The organism is Microbacterium sp. NPDC055357, from assembly GCF_053644835.1.
The window spans coordinates 1-14,373 of sequence record NZ_JBSHLZ010000001.1; the positions used below are offsets into that span (position 1 = coordinate 1).

The 14,373-nt window shown below is 68.7% G+C and carries 15 protein-coding genes; 9 read left to right on the forward strand and 6 right to left on the reverse strand.

Features of this window, described 5'->3' with window-relative positions; all coding sequences use genetic code 11:
- The first annotated feature begins 234 nt into the window (after nucleotides 1-234).
- From ACWICD_RS00005 to ACWICD_RS00020, 4 genes are all read left to right on the forward strand, one after another.
- Nucleotides 235-588, forward strand: a complete 354-nt coding sequence (locus tag ACWICD_RS00005) for a hypothetical protein (protein ID WP_376129648.1) — start codon at nucleotides 235-237, stop codon at nucleotides 586-588.
- 72 nt (nucleotides 589-660) lie between these two features.
- Nucleotides 661-1,236: a TetR/AcrR family transcriptional regulator gene (locus ACWICD_RS00010; RefSeq protein WP_376129645.1), complete on the forward strand. Its 576-nt coding sequence runs from the start codon at nucleotides 661-663 to the stop codon at nucleotides 1,234-1,236.
- A 183-nt stretch (nucleotides 1,237-1,419) separates the two neighbouring features.
- Complete coding sequence (locus ACWICD_RS00015) at nucleotides 1,420-2,511, forward strand: ABC transporter permease (protein WP_454138925.1); 1,092 nt, start codon at nucleotides 1,420-1,422, stop codon at nucleotides 2,509-2,511.
- Complete coding sequence (locus tag ACWICD_RS00020) at nucleotides 2,508-3,197, forward strand: ABC transporter ATP-binding protein (RefSeq protein ID WP_376129640.1); 690 nt, start codon at nucleotides 2,508-2,510, stop codon at nucleotides 3,195-3,197. Before ACWICD_RS00015 ends, ACWICD_RS00020 begins: the two co-directional genes overlap by 4 nt.
- 73 nt (nucleotides 3,198-3,270) lie before the next feature.
- Here ACWICD_RS00020 and ACWICD_RS00025 read toward each other — a convergent pair whose 3' ends face one another.
- Complete coding sequence (locus ACWICD_RS00025) at nucleotides 3,271-4,413, reverse strand: DUF1611 domain-containing protein (RefSeq protein ID WP_376129637.1); 1,143 nt, start codon at nucleotides 4,411-4,413, stop codon at nucleotides 3,271-3,273.
- A gap of 264 nt (nucleotides 4,414-4,677) precedes the next feature.
- Between ACWICD_RS00025 and ACWICD_RS00030 the strand changes: the two genes are divergently transcribed.
- The 3 genes from ACWICD_RS00030 (at nucleotide 4,678) to ACWICD_RS00040 (ending at nucleotide 7,037) form a co-directional block, all read left to right on the forward strand.
- Nucleotides 4,678-6,420, forward strand: coding sequence for an alkaline phosphatase family protein (locus ACWICD_RS00030; protein WP_454138926.1), 1,743 nt, complete (start codon nucleotides 4,678-4,680; stop codon nucleotides 6,418-6,420).
- 79 nt (nucleotides 6,421-6,499) lie between these two features.
- Nucleotides 6,500-6,835 (forward strand): DUF7882 family protein, encoded by a 336-nt coding sequence (locus tag ACWICD_RS00035; protein WP_376129635.1) that lies wholly within the window; start codon nucleotides 6,500-6,502, stop codon nucleotides 6,833-6,835.
- Nucleotides 6,822-7,037, forward strand: coding sequence for a hypothetical protein (locus tag ACWICD_RS00040; RefSeq protein ID WP_376129632.1), 216 nt, complete (start codon nucleotides 6,822-6,824; stop codon nucleotides 7,035-7,037). Before ACWICD_RS00035 ends, ACWICD_RS00040 begins: the two co-directional genes overlap by 14 nt.
- An 8-nt stretch (nucleotides 7,038-7,045) precedes the next feature.
- On the opposite strand, the gene ACWICD_RS00045 is transcribed toward ACWICD_RS00040, so the two are convergent.
- Genes ACWICD_RS00045 through ACWICD_RS00065 form a run of 5 tightly spaced genes read right to left on the reverse strand, consistent with a single transcriptional unit; the run spans nucleotide 7,046 to nucleotide 12,128 of the window.
- Nucleotides 7,046-7,351, reverse strand: a complete 306-nt coding sequence (locus ACWICD_RS00045; RefSeq protein ID WP_376129629.1) for a metal-sensitive transcriptional regulator — start codon at nucleotides 7,349-7,351, stop codon at nucleotides 7,046-7,048.
- Entirely contained in the window at nucleotides 7,348-9,477 is a 2,130-nt protein-coding gene (locus ACWICD_RS00050) for a heavy metal translocating P-type ATPase (RefSeq protein ID WP_454138927.1), read from the reverse strand. Before ACWICD_RS00050 ends, ACWICD_RS00045 begins: the two co-directional genes overlap by 4 nt.
- A 4-nt stretch (nucleotides 9,478-9,481) precedes the next feature.
- Nucleotides 9,482-11,755: a heavy metal translocating P-type ATPase gene (locus ACWICD_RS00055; RefSeq protein ID WP_454138928.1), complete on the reverse strand. Its 2,274-nt coding sequence runs from the start codon at nucleotides 11,753-11,755 to the stop codon at nucleotides 9,482-9,484.
- Complete coding sequence (locus ACWICD_RS00060) at nucleotides 11,752-11,919, reverse strand: hypothetical protein (protein ID WP_376129620.1); 168 nt, start codon at nucleotides 11,917-11,919, stop codon at nucleotides 11,752-11,754. Before ACWICD_RS00060 ends, ACWICD_RS00055 begins: the two co-directional genes overlap by 4 nt.
- Nucleotides 11,919-12,128: a heavy-metal-associated domain-containing protein gene (locus ACWICD_RS00065; RefSeq protein ID WP_376129618.1), complete on the reverse strand. Its 210-nt coding sequence runs from the start codon at nucleotides 12,126-12,128 to the stop codon at nucleotides 11,919-11,921. The genes ACWICD_RS00060 and ACWICD_RS00065 overlap by 1 nt, the downstream gene beginning before the upstream one ends.
- Before the next feature lie 152 nt (nucleotides 12,129-12,280).
- Between ACWICD_RS00065 and ACWICD_RS00070 the strand changes: the two genes are divergently transcribed.
- Nucleotides 12,281-12,976 (forward strand): ABC transporter ATP-binding protein, encoded by a 696-nt coding sequence (locus ACWICD_RS00070; RefSeq protein ID WP_376129615.1) that lies wholly within the window; start codon nucleotides 12,281-12,283, stop codon nucleotides 12,974-12,976.
- The gene (locus ACWICD_RS00075) at nucleotides 12,973-14,283 is read left to right on the forward strand and encodes an FtsX-like permease family protein (RefSeq protein WP_376129612.1); all 1,311 of its coding nucleotides are present in this window, start codon (nucleotides 12,973-12,975) and stop codon (nucleotides 14,281-14,283) included. Before ACWICD_RS00070 ends, ACWICD_RS00075 begins: the two co-directional genes overlap by 4 nt.
- The last annotated feature ends 90 nt before the right edge of the window (nucleotides 14,284-14,373 follow it).

The window sequence follows — 14,373 nt, forward strand, 5'->3', positions numbered from 1 at the left end:
CGACCCGTCGGACGAGGCAGCATCCCCTCGATCAACGACCACTGAGCATCCGAAAGCAACTGGAACCGCGACACGCGTCCAGACTCTCAGCCCACCCTCGAACAATTTGTCAGACACGCCCTAGATCGTGTGCGGCGCGACACCGCGAGCGCGGCGGTCGACGGCCAGCCTGTGGGGTGACGTCGGTGAGGGGGCTGTGCAATTAAGCCGACAGCATGTCGGTAAGGTGGAGTCATGGAGATTCTCAAGAACGTCATCCTCGCTCTGCACATCATCGGCGTCGTGGCGCTGCTGGGAGGAGTCCTCTATCAGACCGCTGCGATGCGCAAGGGCAAAGCCCGCGTGCTTCCCGCGATGATGCACGGCGCGTGGACGATGCTGATCACCGGAGTGCTGCTCGTGGGGCTGCAGTATCCGCTGGGCAACGACGTGAACAACGCCAAGATCTCCGTGAAGCTCGCCGTCCTCGTCGCGATCATCGTGATCGCTCTCATCAACCGCAAGCGTGAGACCGTCGCGTCATGGGTGCTCCCGGTGATCGGAGGCTTGACCGTGGTCAACGTTCTCCTGGCTACCGTATGGCGGTAGGCCCGCGCCGCCCGAGTGGGGGCAGCGTGCCGAGGACTCGACCGGTGCGCGAGCGCCGACCATAATTGCGAGATGCCGAAGATCTCCGCGCCCACAGTGGCCGAGCACCGCGCGAATCAGCGCGCGGCGCTTATCCGTGCGGGCGAAGCGGTGTTGCTCGAGTCGGGGCTCGCGGCCGTCACGCCACGCAGCGTCGGTGAGCATGCGGGGATGGCGCGGTCGAGCTTCTACGACTACTTCGCGACCAAGGATGACCTGCTCGTCGCGATCGCCATCGATGCGATCGAACGGTGGGATGCCGAGATCGACGAAGAGTTGTCCGGGGCCGAGCCGGGCCTGGAAGAACTGCGCCGATTCATCGACGCGACGATGTCGATGACCGCGGCGGGCAAGCACGCGATCGCGGATGCGCTCCGTGACGCGAATCTGAGCCCTAGTCGCCGCGAGGATCTGATGACCTTGCATGACGCGCTCCTGAGGCCGCTCATTCGAGTTCTCTCGGACTTGGGGATGTCAGCGTCGAGATCCGCCATCATGCTCGTGCAGGGCGTCCTCAGTGCCGGTGTGCAGTTGGTTACCCACGGTGTGGATCATCGGACCGTCGCGGACGATGCTTTCCGCCTTCTCACGCGCGGTCTGACCGACTGAACCGACCCCCAATGCCGGCGCGACGGTGCCTCTTCGCGTCGTCGTGGTCAATTTGGCGATCGCCGATTCGCGACATAGTGTCGGAATGTTGTCGACGCACTGTCGGCAAGATCCGCTCTTGGAGAGTCCCCCATGTTTCTTGCGTTGCGCGAACTGCGCTTTGCCCGCGGACGATTTACGTTGATGGGCGTTGTGATCGCCCTGATTTCGGTGCTCGTCGTTCTGCTCTCGGGCCTGTCGTCGGGCCTCGTCAACGACGGCGTCTCCGGCCTCAAGGCCATGCCGGCCAGCGCCTTCGCATTCGACGAGGGCACGATGAAGGACAACGCCTTCAGCCGCTCCGTGGTGGACGACGAACAGCTCGCCGTGTGGCAGGAGGCCGACGGCATCGCCGAGGCTGAGCCGATGGGCGTGAACATCGTCAACGGTGTGACCGATGACGGCACGCAGATCGACCTCACGCTGTTCGGCGTGGAGCCCGGCGGGTTCCTCGCGCCTGCGGTCTCCACCGGGGAGGGTTTGGGATCTCTCGGCGGGATCGTCGTATCCGAACCGCTGCGCGATGAGGGAATCGAACTCGGGACGGTGGTCACCCTGGACCGGCTCGATATCGAACTCACCGTCGTCGGATTCACCGAAGGGCAGGCCACGTTCGGACACGTCGACGTCGCGTACCTGCCGCTGGACACCTGGCGGCTCATGGCTGCAGGTCAGGCCCAGCCCGGTGAACCCACCGCCGCGCAGGTGGACGCGATGGACTTCCCGTACGCGAGCGTCGTGGCCCTCCTCGCCGAAGACGGCGCGAAGCCGGACTACGAACTCGTCGACGCCGACGCCGGCACAACGACGATGACCCTCACCGAATCGTTCAACGCGTCGCCCGGATACGAGGCAGAGACCCTCACGCTGAGCATGATCCAGGTCTTCCTCTACGCGATCTGCGCATTGGTGGTCGGCGCCTTCTTCACGGTGTGGACGATCCAGCGCTCGCACGACATCGCCGTGCTCCGCGCCGTGGGCGCCTCGAGCAACTATCTGCTGCGCGACAGCCTCGCGCAGGCCGCGATTCTGCTCTTCGGGTTCACCGCGCTCGGCGTCGCAGCCGGGATCGGGCTGGGGGCTGCGATGCCCGCGGCGATGCCCTTCGACCTCGAACTGGTTCCGATCGCGATCGCTTCGGCGACGACGATCGCGCTCGGCCTGATCGGCGCCGCCATCGCCGTTCTCCGTATTGCCCGCGTCGACCCGCTTCGTGCCCTGGGAGGACAACGATGAGCTCTGCAACCACCCCCGCCCTGAAGATCAGCAACGCCGTCCTCGAACTCGGAGACGGAGACTCCCGCGTCCGCGCGCTCGACGACGTCTCGCTCGCCGCGATGCCCGGCGAACTGGTCGCCATCGTCGGCCCGTCCGGCTCAGGCAAGTCCTCCCTGCTCGCGATCGCCGGTGCCCTTGCCAGCCCCGACAGCGGCACCGTCGAGGTGCACGGCACCGACCTTGCAACGATGTCCAAGCGCGCGGCCGCACGCTTCCGGTTGCGCAACATCGGCTTCGTGTTCCAGTCGGGCAACCTCCTGCCCTCGCTGACCGCCACCGATCAGCTCCGGCTGGCCGGGAAGCTCGCGGGCAACCGCCACGTCGAGGCTCACGCACTGCTGGACTCCGTCGGTATGGCGCACCGGGCCGGGCACCGTCCGGGGGAGCTGTCTGGAGGCGAGCGCCAGCGGGTCGGTATCGCGCGCGCGCTCGTCAACGACCCGACGTTGCTTCTCGTCGACGAACCGACGGCCGCACTGGACCGTCGGCGCAGCCACGAAGTCGTCCAACTCCTCGCCGACCGCGCACACGACTCCGACGTCGCCGTCGTCATGGTCACGCACGACCGTGACGTGCTCGAGCATTGCGATCGCATCCTGGAGATGGTCGACGGACGCCTCGGAGCGCCAGTCCTCGCCCACTGACCTTCCGCGATGAAGCCTCGGGCGCCGATGCCGACGGGTCGACTCGCGCGACCGGACTCGCGGATACGAGGCGTCAGCGATCAGCGGCAGCTCGCGAAGCCGCCGCTGAGGCACACGGTGCCGCCAGCGTCGGGAACGCGAGCAGGACCATGTCCACGAGCCGGTCGAGCGGACGAGTGAGCGGATCGGTCGTGGGCAGGCCGAGGGCGAGCTCGTAATCGACGATGACCTCACCGACCTGATCGTCACTCATGTGCTCGTGGTTGATCGTGACGCCGATGACCTTGGTGTCGGCGAACGTCTCGATCAACGCGATCTCGCTGGCGACGGTCGGCATCGGGATCATCGGGAAGTCCCCGAGCGTCTCGCGGCCCGGAGCGTGCTGCACGATGACCGCGGACGGCCGGCTTCCGCGCAGGATGTAGGCAGAGGTCAAGTAGGCGGGGTGGCTGAGCGCACCCTGCCCTTCCACGACGATGATGTCGGGGTTCTCGCCTTCGTATGCTGCGACGACCTGGTTCTCCACCTCGCCTGAGCAGAACTGCGGGACCAGGGCATCGAGGGCGACGCCGTACTTGCCGCCTTGGATGAGACTCGTCTGGCCGGTGCCGACGAGGACAGCCTTGATCCCTCGCGCATTGAGGGACTGGACCAGGAGCGTCGCCGTCGTGCGTTTTCCGATGGCCCCGTCCGTGCCGAGGACGGCGATTCGAGGGCAGGTCACATCGAAGATCCGGCCGGAGAACTGGTGAAGATCCCTCTTCGCCTTGGGGCGGCGCACATCGGTGATCGTCACGTCGGCGCGGAGGCTGGCGGCCGCGAATTCGAGATCGTCGTTCAGGAATTCGTGCAGGCCGTTGATGATGTGCATTCCCCGGGCGACACCGTCGAGCAGCACGAGGCGCTGGGCCGCTGTGAGCAGGCCGTCGGCGGGCGCAACGCCGCAGATGAGGTAATCGGGCACGCGGCCGGCGTGGGCGATGGCTTCCTCGAGGCTCGCCAGCACGGGGATGCCGTTCGGGTCGCCGTCGAGCAGTGCGCCGGCGTCGGCTCCTGCCCGGGTGCTGTCGACGACGCTGAGGATCTCGTACTTCTCGGAATGGCGAACCAGCCCGTTCGCGGTCTTGCCGTCCTGTTCGCCGAACTGCCCTTCGCAATAGACGATGGCGGTCGTGCCGAGCGGCACCGGGCTGGAATCGGGATCGGTCAGGAGCATGTCATTCCTCTGAGTCACTCAGAGGAGGCGACGGAATCGTGGCCGGGCCGAGAGGCCCAACGGTCAACGAGAAGTCTTCCCTGATCCGACGTCTGCCGGAACCCCCACCATACGCTCGTGCTGCCGGCCGGGCGCGGCATCCCGCTGTGAATCGTCACGACAGTGGTAACGCGGCCGCCGCGCACGTGTCTGCCGCCCGGACGCACGGCGCGCGAAGCAGGGAGCGCGGCTGAGTATCTTTGTCTGAGTCGTGGAGGGACTCCCATGAAGCGTGACGATCACCCCGCGCCGGCGGACACGTCCCGGCGCGGTTTCCTGAAGCTCGGCGGTGTCGCAGCGGCAGGTGCCCTCGCCGGCGGAGGTGTGGGCGCCGGAATCGGCGCGGCAGCGGGCTATCGCAGCGGATTCGCCGCCGGGTCGGAGGACTTCGGAGCTCTCGAGCCGAGATCACGCCCCGGCTTCGATCACGTCGTGGTGGTGATGGGGGAGAACCGCTCCTTCGACAACCTGCTCGGCTACCTGTACACGCCCGAGGACCCGCCGCAGGGCGCATCGTTCAACGGCTTGGCATTCGGCGACTACGCCAACGCCGCGCCCGATGGCACGGCGATACCCGCTCACGTGTACGAGGGGCCGACCGACACCGTCATGGGCCTTCCCAATCCCGACCCGGGTGAGGAGTACCCGCACGTCGACACGCAGCTGTTCGACCGCGTCGAGCCGCCCGGCAACGAGCATCTGTGGGTCGAGCAGATGGCCTCGCCCTACAACGCCCCGAGGGCCGACGAGACTCCGACCAACGCAGGCTTCGTGCGGGACTACTTCATCAACTATCGACGGCTGAACAAGGGCACCGAGCCCTCGGCGGAGCAGCTGCGCCCCATCATGGGCAGCTTCTCACCCGGGATGCTCCCCGTGCTGTCGACGCTGGCGCGCGAGTTCGCCGTGTTCGACAACTGGTTCTGCGCGGTGCCGTCGCAGACCTTCTGCAACCGGTCGTTCTTCCACGCCTCCACGTCGCACGGATTCGTCACGAACAAGCACGGCGGCGGGTACGACAAGTGGATCGACGCGCCCGCGGCTCCCACGATCTTCAACCGCCTCGAAGACGCCGGGCTGGACTGGAGGATCTACTACGACGAGCTGCAGCTCATCGCGTTCACGGGGGTTCTGCACGCGCCCGTGCTGGAGAAGTACTGGAAGACGAACCACTTCGCGACCATGGAGCAGTTCTACGACGACGCCGCCAACGGAAACCTGCCGGCGTACTCGTTCATCGAGCCGCGGATGGCGTTCAATCACAACGACTTCCACCCGCCGTTCGGCGCGCTCCGCGAGAGCGACGTCGATGGTCTCGACGTCGTCGACAGCGCGGTGTCGGATGTGCGCGCCGGAGAGGCGCTGATCCACGACATCTACAGCGCTGTGAGGAACTCCCGCGCCGACACGGGGTCCAACGCCGTCAACACGCTGCTGCTCATCACGTTCGACGAGCACGGCGGCACCTACGACCACGTCGCGCCCCCGAGCGCCGTGCCACCCCACGCCGATGCCGCTCCCGGTGAGATGGGGTTCGGTTTCGACCGACTCGGATGCCGCGTCCCGGCGATCGCCGTATCGGCGTACACCCGCCGGGGAACCGTGATCAACGACGAGATGCACCACGGCGCGGTCATCAAGACGCTGAGCGAACTGCACGGCCTGGAGCCGCTGACCCGTCGCGACGCCGGGGCGAACGATCTCTTCTCGATCGTGAACCTCGATGCCCCGCGGCATCCGGATGACTGGCCGGTCACCGTGCCGCAGTGGCTTCCCGCCAATCCGCAGGAGGAACCGCCCCACCCGGCCCATGCGCACCGGACGAAGCCGCTCAGTCCGCCCGGACGCGGTCTGGTCGGCCTGCTGCAGGCGAGGTTCGGTGACGGCGACATGCCCGAGGCGGAAACGTATGCCGAGGCGTATGAGCAGCTGCACCGACTCGGCTACGGAATCATGGGGGCACGCTGAACGACGTGTACGCGACGTCACCGGCCCGCTACGCTCATCCCAGCAACACCCGAAGATCGCCCATTCTTGAAGGGGTTCCATGGGAAAGTTCCTCTACGACGGTCGGCTGAGCGTCGATTTCGAAGACCGTCTGCTCGCGCATCTGCAGGTCACGATCACGACGAAGCTGCGCCGGGGCGAGCCGTTCACCTTCGTGTGGAAGGACGACACCAGCATCGGCGACGGGCGCACGATGGTGTGGCTGCACCCGGGCCTGTCGATCGTCTACAAGTTCTATGGCAGCCGGATGCCGCAGCTGAACCGCGCCTGGCTCGAGGCGCTCATGTATACAGCGAACTCTCCGACCGGACTGTACGTCGTGCCGGAACCGCCAGACCCGGCGTCACAGAACGGCACCGCGAATGAAGCGCATTGATGTCTTCTATGGCGGCCGTCAGTACAGCATCGGCGGGCGGGATCTCGACGATCTGAAGCGCGAGGTCGCCGAGGGCATCACGTCCGACGTTCCGCGTTGGCTGGTCATCAACGACGGGGAAGGCGCGCATCGACCGGCGCATCTCCTGCTCGCCCCGGGCATCGACATCGCGCTGATCCCCGTTCCCGCCGAGGATGACTGACCGCCCGATCAGGAACGGACGAGTCGGGCGATGGCGTCGCTGGCCTCTTTGATCTTCGCGGCGGCCTGATCGTCGTCCTGCCGGGCGGCGTCGAGAACGCAGTGCGTGAGGTGGTCGTCGAGCAACCCGATCGCGACGGCCTCGAGGGCGCTCTTGAGCGCGCTGATCTGCGTGAGAATGTCGATGCAGTACTTCTCATCGTCGACCATCTTCGAGATGCCGCGCGCCTGACCCTCGATCCGCTTGAGCCGGTTGAGGTACCGGTCCTTGTCGGTGATGTAGCCGTGGGTGTGAGGGACGTCGACGGTGGTCATGCGGGCTCCTTCGGGTGGTGCTGCAGAACGGCGCGCGTGCTGCTTTCCGGGGTGAGGTCTATGCGGCGCAGCAGCTGTGCGTTCAGGGCGACGACGACGGTGGACAGCGACATGAGGATCGCGCCGACCGACATGGGCAGCACGAACCCGACGGGGGCGAGGACACCGGCGGCCAGCGGCACGGAGATCAGGTTGTAGCCCGCGGCCCACCACAGGTTCTGCGTCATCTTGCGGTACGCCGCGCGAGACAGCTCGATGACCGACAGCACACTGCGGGGGTCGGAGCCGGCGAGGATCACCCCGGCCGACGCGATCGCCACGTCTGTGCCGGCGCCGATCGCGATGCCGACATCGGCCTGCGCGAGGGCGGGTGCGTCGTTGACGCCGTCGCCGACCATCGCGACCTTGCGCCCCTCGCGCTGAAGGTCGGCGACGATGCCGGCCTTGTCTTCGGGGCGCACCTGCGCGAATACGCGATCGATGCCCAGCTCGGCGGCGACCGCGTGTGCGACGGCCTCGGCGTCGCCGGTGATCATGGCCACCTGCGCCCCGATCTCGTGCAGCGCGTCGACCGCCGCACGGGATTCGGGGCGGATCTCGTCGGCGAGCTTGAGGCCGCCGATCACCGCGCCGTCGCGGACCACGTGCAGGATGATCGCGCCCTCGGCGCGCCAGGCGTCGGCTTCGTCGACCTCGCCCTGACCGACTTCCTCGAGCAGGTGCGGTCCACCGACGCGGATCTGCGCGTCGTCGACCGTGGCCGTCACCCCGACCGCAGGAGACGACGAGAAATCGGTCGCCCTCGGCACGCGCAGGTCATCGTCCTGCGCGGCGCGGACGATGGCCTTCGCCAGCGGATGCTCGCTGTCGCTCTCCGCAGCCGCCGCGAGGGCGAGCACGTCGGCGGCATCCCACTGGCCGACCGGATGCGCGGCGGTCACGGTCGGCTCGCCCTTCGTGAGCGTTCCGGTCTTGTCGAACAGGACCGTATCGACGGTGCGCATGCTCTCCAGGGCGAGCCGGTCCTTGATGAGCACTCCGCCTCGCGCGGCACGCTCGGTCGCGATGGCCACCACGAGCGGGATCGCCAGCCCGAGCGCGTGCGGGCACGCGATCACGAGCACCGTGATCGTGCGCACGACGGCGTCGTCGGGACTGCCGACGAGCGTCCACACGATGGCGGTGACGGCGGCGGAGAGCAGGGCGAACCAGAACAGCCATCCCGCGGCCCGGTCGGCGATCCGCTGCGCCCGGGACGACGAGCTCTGTGCTTCGGCGACGAGTCGCTGGATGCCCGCGAGGGTCGTCGCGTCGCCGATCGCCGTGACCTCGACCCGCAGGCCGGAGTCCGTGGCGACGGTGCCCGCCGTGACGGCATCCCCCACCGTGCGCGCAACCGCCCGGGATTCGCCGGTGACCATCGATTCGTCTACATCGGCGCGACCGTCGACGATCGTCCCGTCTGCGGGGATGCTGCCACCCGGCCGGACGAGGACCACGTCGCCCACCCGCAGATCTGCCGGCGCGACAGCGACGACCTGGTCGCCCTCGACGCGCTCGGCTTCATCGGGCAGCAGTGCCGCGAGGCTGTCGAGGGCGGAGCTGGTCTGCGCGAGCGAGCGCATCTCGATCCAGTGACCGAGGAGCATGATCACGATGAGGAGCGCGAGCTCCCACCAGAACTCCAGCTCGTGGTGCAGCAGGCCCAGCGTCGCGCCCCACGACGCGAGGAACGCGACGGTGATCGCCAGACCGATCAGCAGCATCATGCCGGGTCTGGCCGAGCGCAGCTCGCTGACGGCGCCCGTGAGGAACGGCCATCCGCCCCACGCGTACATGACCGTGCCCAGGGCGGGGGCGACCCACAGCGCCCAGCCCGGCACCTCGTAGCCGAGGATCATCGCGAACATCGGCGAGAGCGCGACGACCGGCACGGCGATGATCAGGTTGATCCAGAAGAGCCGGCGGAACTGCCCGACGTGGTCGCCGTGCCCCGCATGGCCGTGACCGCCGTGCCCGTCGTGTTCGGCGTGGCCGTCGTGATCCGCGTGCCCGTCGTGTTCGGCGTGCCCGCCGTGTTCGGCGTGTTCCGGGGATGCGTGGTGGGGCGCGTGCGGATCGGTCATGCGTTCACTTCCCTTGCGGCCGGGCGGCGGTGCTCCGGAAGCCGCGCAGTCGCAGGCTGTTGCCCACGACGAACACGCTGGACAGCGCCATGGCGGCTCCGGCGAGCATGGGGTTGAGCAGACCCAGGGCGGCGACCGGGATGGCGGCCACGTTGTAGGCGAAGGCCCAGAACAGGTTCGACCTGATCGTGCCGAGTGTCCTGCGCGAGAGGCGGATCGCGTCGACGGCGCTGCGCAGGTCACCGCGGACGAGAGTGATGTCGGACGCTTCGATCGCGACGTCCGTGCCGGTGCCCATCGCGAGCCCGAGGTCGGCCTGCGCGAGGGCGGGCGCGTCGTTGACCCCGTCTCCGACCATCGCGACGACCTTCCCGTCGCGCTGCAGCGCCGCCACGACGTCGACCTTGTCCTTCGGCAGCACCTCGGCCGAGACATGCTCGATGCCGACCTCGGCGGCGATGCGGCGGGCGACGGCCTCGTTGTCACCGGTCAGGAGGATCGGGGTCAGCCCGAGCGCCTTCATCTTCGCGATCGCTTCGGCGCTCGTGGGCTTGACGGTGTCCGCCACGACGAGCACGCCGCGCGCGGCGCCGTCCCACCCGACGGCGACGACGGTCTTGCCTTCGTCCTCGGCCCGCGCCTTGGCGGCAGCGGTCTCGGCGCTCAGCTGCTGCGACCCCTCGCCCAGCAGCGACTCGCGGCCGACGAGCACGGCGCGCCCGTCGACGATGCCCTGAACGCCCTTGCCCTCGATGTTGGTGAAGCCCTCGACCGGGAGCAGGGCGCCGGTTCGCTGCGCGGCATCCTTCGCGATGGCCTGCGCGATCGGGTGCTCCGACGCGTCTTCGAGCGCGCCCGCCAGGCGGAGCAGCTCGTCGGGGTCGGTTCCGGGCTCGGCGATGACCTCGACGAGCGTCATCTTGCCGGTTGTGACCGTGCCCGTCTTGTCGAGGACGATCGTGTCGACCTTGCGGGTGGACTCGAGCACCTCCGGGCCCTTGATGAGGATGCCCAGCTGAGCGCCGCGACCTGTGCCGACGAGCAGTGCGGTCGGGGTCGCGAGGCCCAGCGCGCAGGGGCACGCGATGACGAGCACGGCGACGGCGGCGGTGAAGGCGGCGGATGCCGGGAATCCGGCGCCCAGCCACGCGCCGAGGGCGATGACCGCGATGACGATCGCGATCGGCACGAAGACACCCGAGATCCGGTCGGCCAGTCGCTGCACCTCGGCTTTGCCGGTCTGGGCATCCTCGACGAGTTTCGCCATCTGGGCGAGCTGCGTGTCCGACCCGACCCGGGTGGCGCGCACGACCAGGCGCCCGCCGGCGTTCACGGTGGCGCCGGTGACGGGGTCGCCCGCGCCGACCTCGACCGGCACGGATTCACCCGTGAGCATCGACGCGTCCACGGCGGACGTGCCCGAGACGACGACGCCGTCGGTCGCGATCTTCTCACCCGGACGCACGACGAACTCGTCGCCGACCTGCAGATCGTCGGTCGGGATCTTCGTCTCGATCCCGTCGCGCAGCACCGACACGTCCTTCGCGCCCATCTCGAGCAGAGCGCGCAGAGCCGCTCCCGCCTGCCGCTTGGAGCGCTTCTCGAAGTACCGGCCCAGCAGGATGAACGTCGTCACCCCGGCGCCGACTTCGAGATAGATGTTGCCGGCACCGTCTGACGGGGCGATCGTGAATTCGAACGCGTGGGTCATCCCGGGCATGCCGGCGGTGCCCAGGAACAGGGCGTAGAGCGACCAGAAGAAGGCGGCGAGGGTGCCCATCGAGATGAGCGTGTCCATCGTCGCGGCACCGTGGCGCAGGTTCGCCCACGCGGCCTTGTGGAACGGCCACGCGCCCCACACGATGACGGGCGCGGCGAGCGTCAGCGACGCCCACTGCCAGTACGGGAACTGCAGCGCCGGGATCATCGCCATCGCGATCACCGGCACGGTCAGGAGGGCTGAGATGACGAGTCGGGTGCGCAGCGATGTCAGTTCGGGATCGGCAGGCTCGGCAGCATCCGTCGCCGGTGTCTTCGGTGCGGGCAGCGCGGCGGTGTAGCCGGTCTTCTCGACCTCGGTGATCAGCTGCGCGGGGTCGTACCCGGCGGGCACGGTGACCCGGGCCTTCTCTGTGGCGTAGTTGACGGTGGCGGCGACCCCATCGAGCTTGTTCAGCTTGCGCTCGATGCGGTTCGCGCATGAGGCGCAGGTCATCCCGCCGATCGTGAGTTCGACGCGGTCACCGGCGGGCGTCGCGCGGGGATCGACGGCACTCATCGCGGGGGCTCCTCGGAGTGGGTGGGGGCCTGGTCGATCTCGGCCCGCTGGTTCCAGTCGGTGACGACGCTGTCGGGGACGACGGCCGCAGCGATGCCGTACGAGGCCGCGAAGGCGACCACCAGGCCGGCGGCGTAGAGGCTGAGTCGTCCCGCGGTGTTCATCAGACACGCACCGCCGTGTAGCCGGCCTCGTCGACGGCGGCCAGCACGGCGGCGTCATCGAGCGGCTGCGTCGCGGTGACCAGGAGCTTGCCGGTCTGGGCGCTGACCTGAACCTCGTCGACGCCGGCGATCTCAGCGACCTCTTCGCGAACCGACATCTCGCAGTGCCCGCAGGTCATTCCGGTCACCCGGTACTCGGTCGTCGCCATGATGCTCCTCCTTCGATACCCCCCGTGGGTATCCACGCAGGATAACGCATACCAGCGGCGGGTATTCCTGCGGGGCGGGATACATCGCGAGGATGACGCCGTTCACTCCCGAGGCCGATGGCACGGATGCCGCCCGCGACGAGGCTGGAAGCATGAACGCTCCAGTGCTGCACGCCCAAGGACTCGTCAAGACATACGGGTCGACCATGGCTCTCGCCGGTGTCGACCTCTCGATCCGCCGCGGCGAGTCCGTCGCCGTCATGGGGCCTTCGGGATCGGGCAAGACGACACTCATGCATGTCCTCGCCGGTATCACCGCCCCGGATCAGGGGGCCGTCACGTTCGCGCCGGCATCCGGGCCCGCCGCGCAGGTCACCGGCCTCAGCGAGACGCGACGCTCGAAGCTGCGTCGCGACAGCTTCGGATTCGTCTTCCAGCAGGGGCTGCTCATCCCCGAGCTGACAGCGATCGAGAACGTCGCCATCGCCCTCATGATCACCGGATGCGGGCGCGACGAGTCGATGAAGCGCGCGGCATCCTGGCTCACCGCCCTCGGGCTGGCCGGCATGGAGGAGCGCCGCATCGGCGAGCTCTCGGGAGGTCAGGCGCAGCGCGTCGCGATCGCCCGCGCGCAGGTCACCGGTGCCGAAGTGGTGTTCGCCGACGAGCCGACCGGCGCGCTGGACTCGCGCACGTCGGTCGAGGTCATGGACGCCCTGCTGTGGGCGACGACGCAGCAGGGGCGCACGCTCGTCGTGGTGACGCACGACGCCGATGTCGCTGCTCGCTGTTCGCGCACGCTCTCGGTGCGCGACGGCCGCCTGATGCCCGAGGGGGTCTCGGCATGAACCCGCGCGTCTTCCTGCTGCTGATGCGGCCGACGCGCGGGCAGTACGACGTGCTGGCGCTTCCCGTCTTCGCGTTCGCGGTCGTGAGCACCCTGGTGCTGACGGTCGTGGGCGGCGCCCAGTCGTTCTGGGCATGGCAGGACCCCGAAGCGCCGATCTACCACGCGCTCGCCGCGATCGCGCTCGTGCTGCTGGTCGTCCCCCTCGTCACGCTGGGTGGAGCGGCGGCGCGGCTGTCCGCACGCCGCCGCGACGAGCGCCTCTCGACGCTTCGACTGCTCGGGGTCTCTCCCGCGGGCGTCGTCGGGGCGACGGTCGCCGAGTCGGCCCTGGTCGCCGCCGTCGGTGCCGTCGCCGGGTTCCTCCTGTACCTCGTACTCGTGCCCCTCGTGGGACTCATCCCGTTCCGCGGCGAAGCTCTCGGAGCGGGGTCTGTGCTGCTGCCCGCGGGCGCGGTGCTGGGCATCATCGTCGCGATCGTGCTGCTGGCCGCCACGAGCGCCGCCATCGGACTGCGCAAGGTCGTGATCTCGCCCCTCGGCGTCCGCACTCGGGCAACCGCGGGCACATCGCACTGGATCCGCGCCGTCATCACCGTCGTCGCGCTGGTGGTGGCCTACGTGCTCATCTCCGCCGTTCCGAGCGCGGCCGAGATGCTGCCGACCATCATCGTGCTCTCCGCCGTCTTCGCCATCGCCTTCGCCGTGCTCAACGTCATCGGTCCCTGGGCGATCCGTCTGCAGGCGCGCCGGCGGCTGCGCCGTGCGACGCGGGCCGATCAGCTGCTCTCGGCGCGCACCGTGCTCGAAGCGCCGAAGGCGGCGTGGCGTCAGGTGGGCGGCATCGCTATGGCGAGCTTCATCGCCGTGTTCGCCGGAACGGGCGTCGCCCTGCTCGATGTCATGGGCAACGGCTCGATCGAGGACATCCAGCTCGCCGTCGACATCCGCACGGGCGTCGTGATCACCCTCGTCGCATCCTTCCTCATGGTCGCCGCCTCGGTCGGCGTGAACCAGGCCGCAGAGATCCTCGACCGGCAAGAGCTGAACGCGAGCCTGCACCGCCTCGGGATGCCGATGGAGACGGTGGAGCGCGCGCGCCGCAACGCCATCATGCGCCCTCTGCTGCTCACGGCGGTCGGCTCGGCGCTGTGCGCCGGTGTGATGATCTTCCCGCTGCTGGGCATCGCACTGATCACGGCTCCGGTCTCGCTGCTCACGATCGCGACGGTCATCGCCGTCGGCTTCGCCGTCATGTGGCTCAGCACCCGCGTGACGCGGCCGATCCTGGGGCGGGCGTTCGCCTGAGTTGGGGCGGCGTGGTCGAGGGCGCGTGCACCGTGTCGGGCCGTGGGGGCGACACGCCGGTGTCGGGATGCCCCGGCCCGGCGTGTCGGG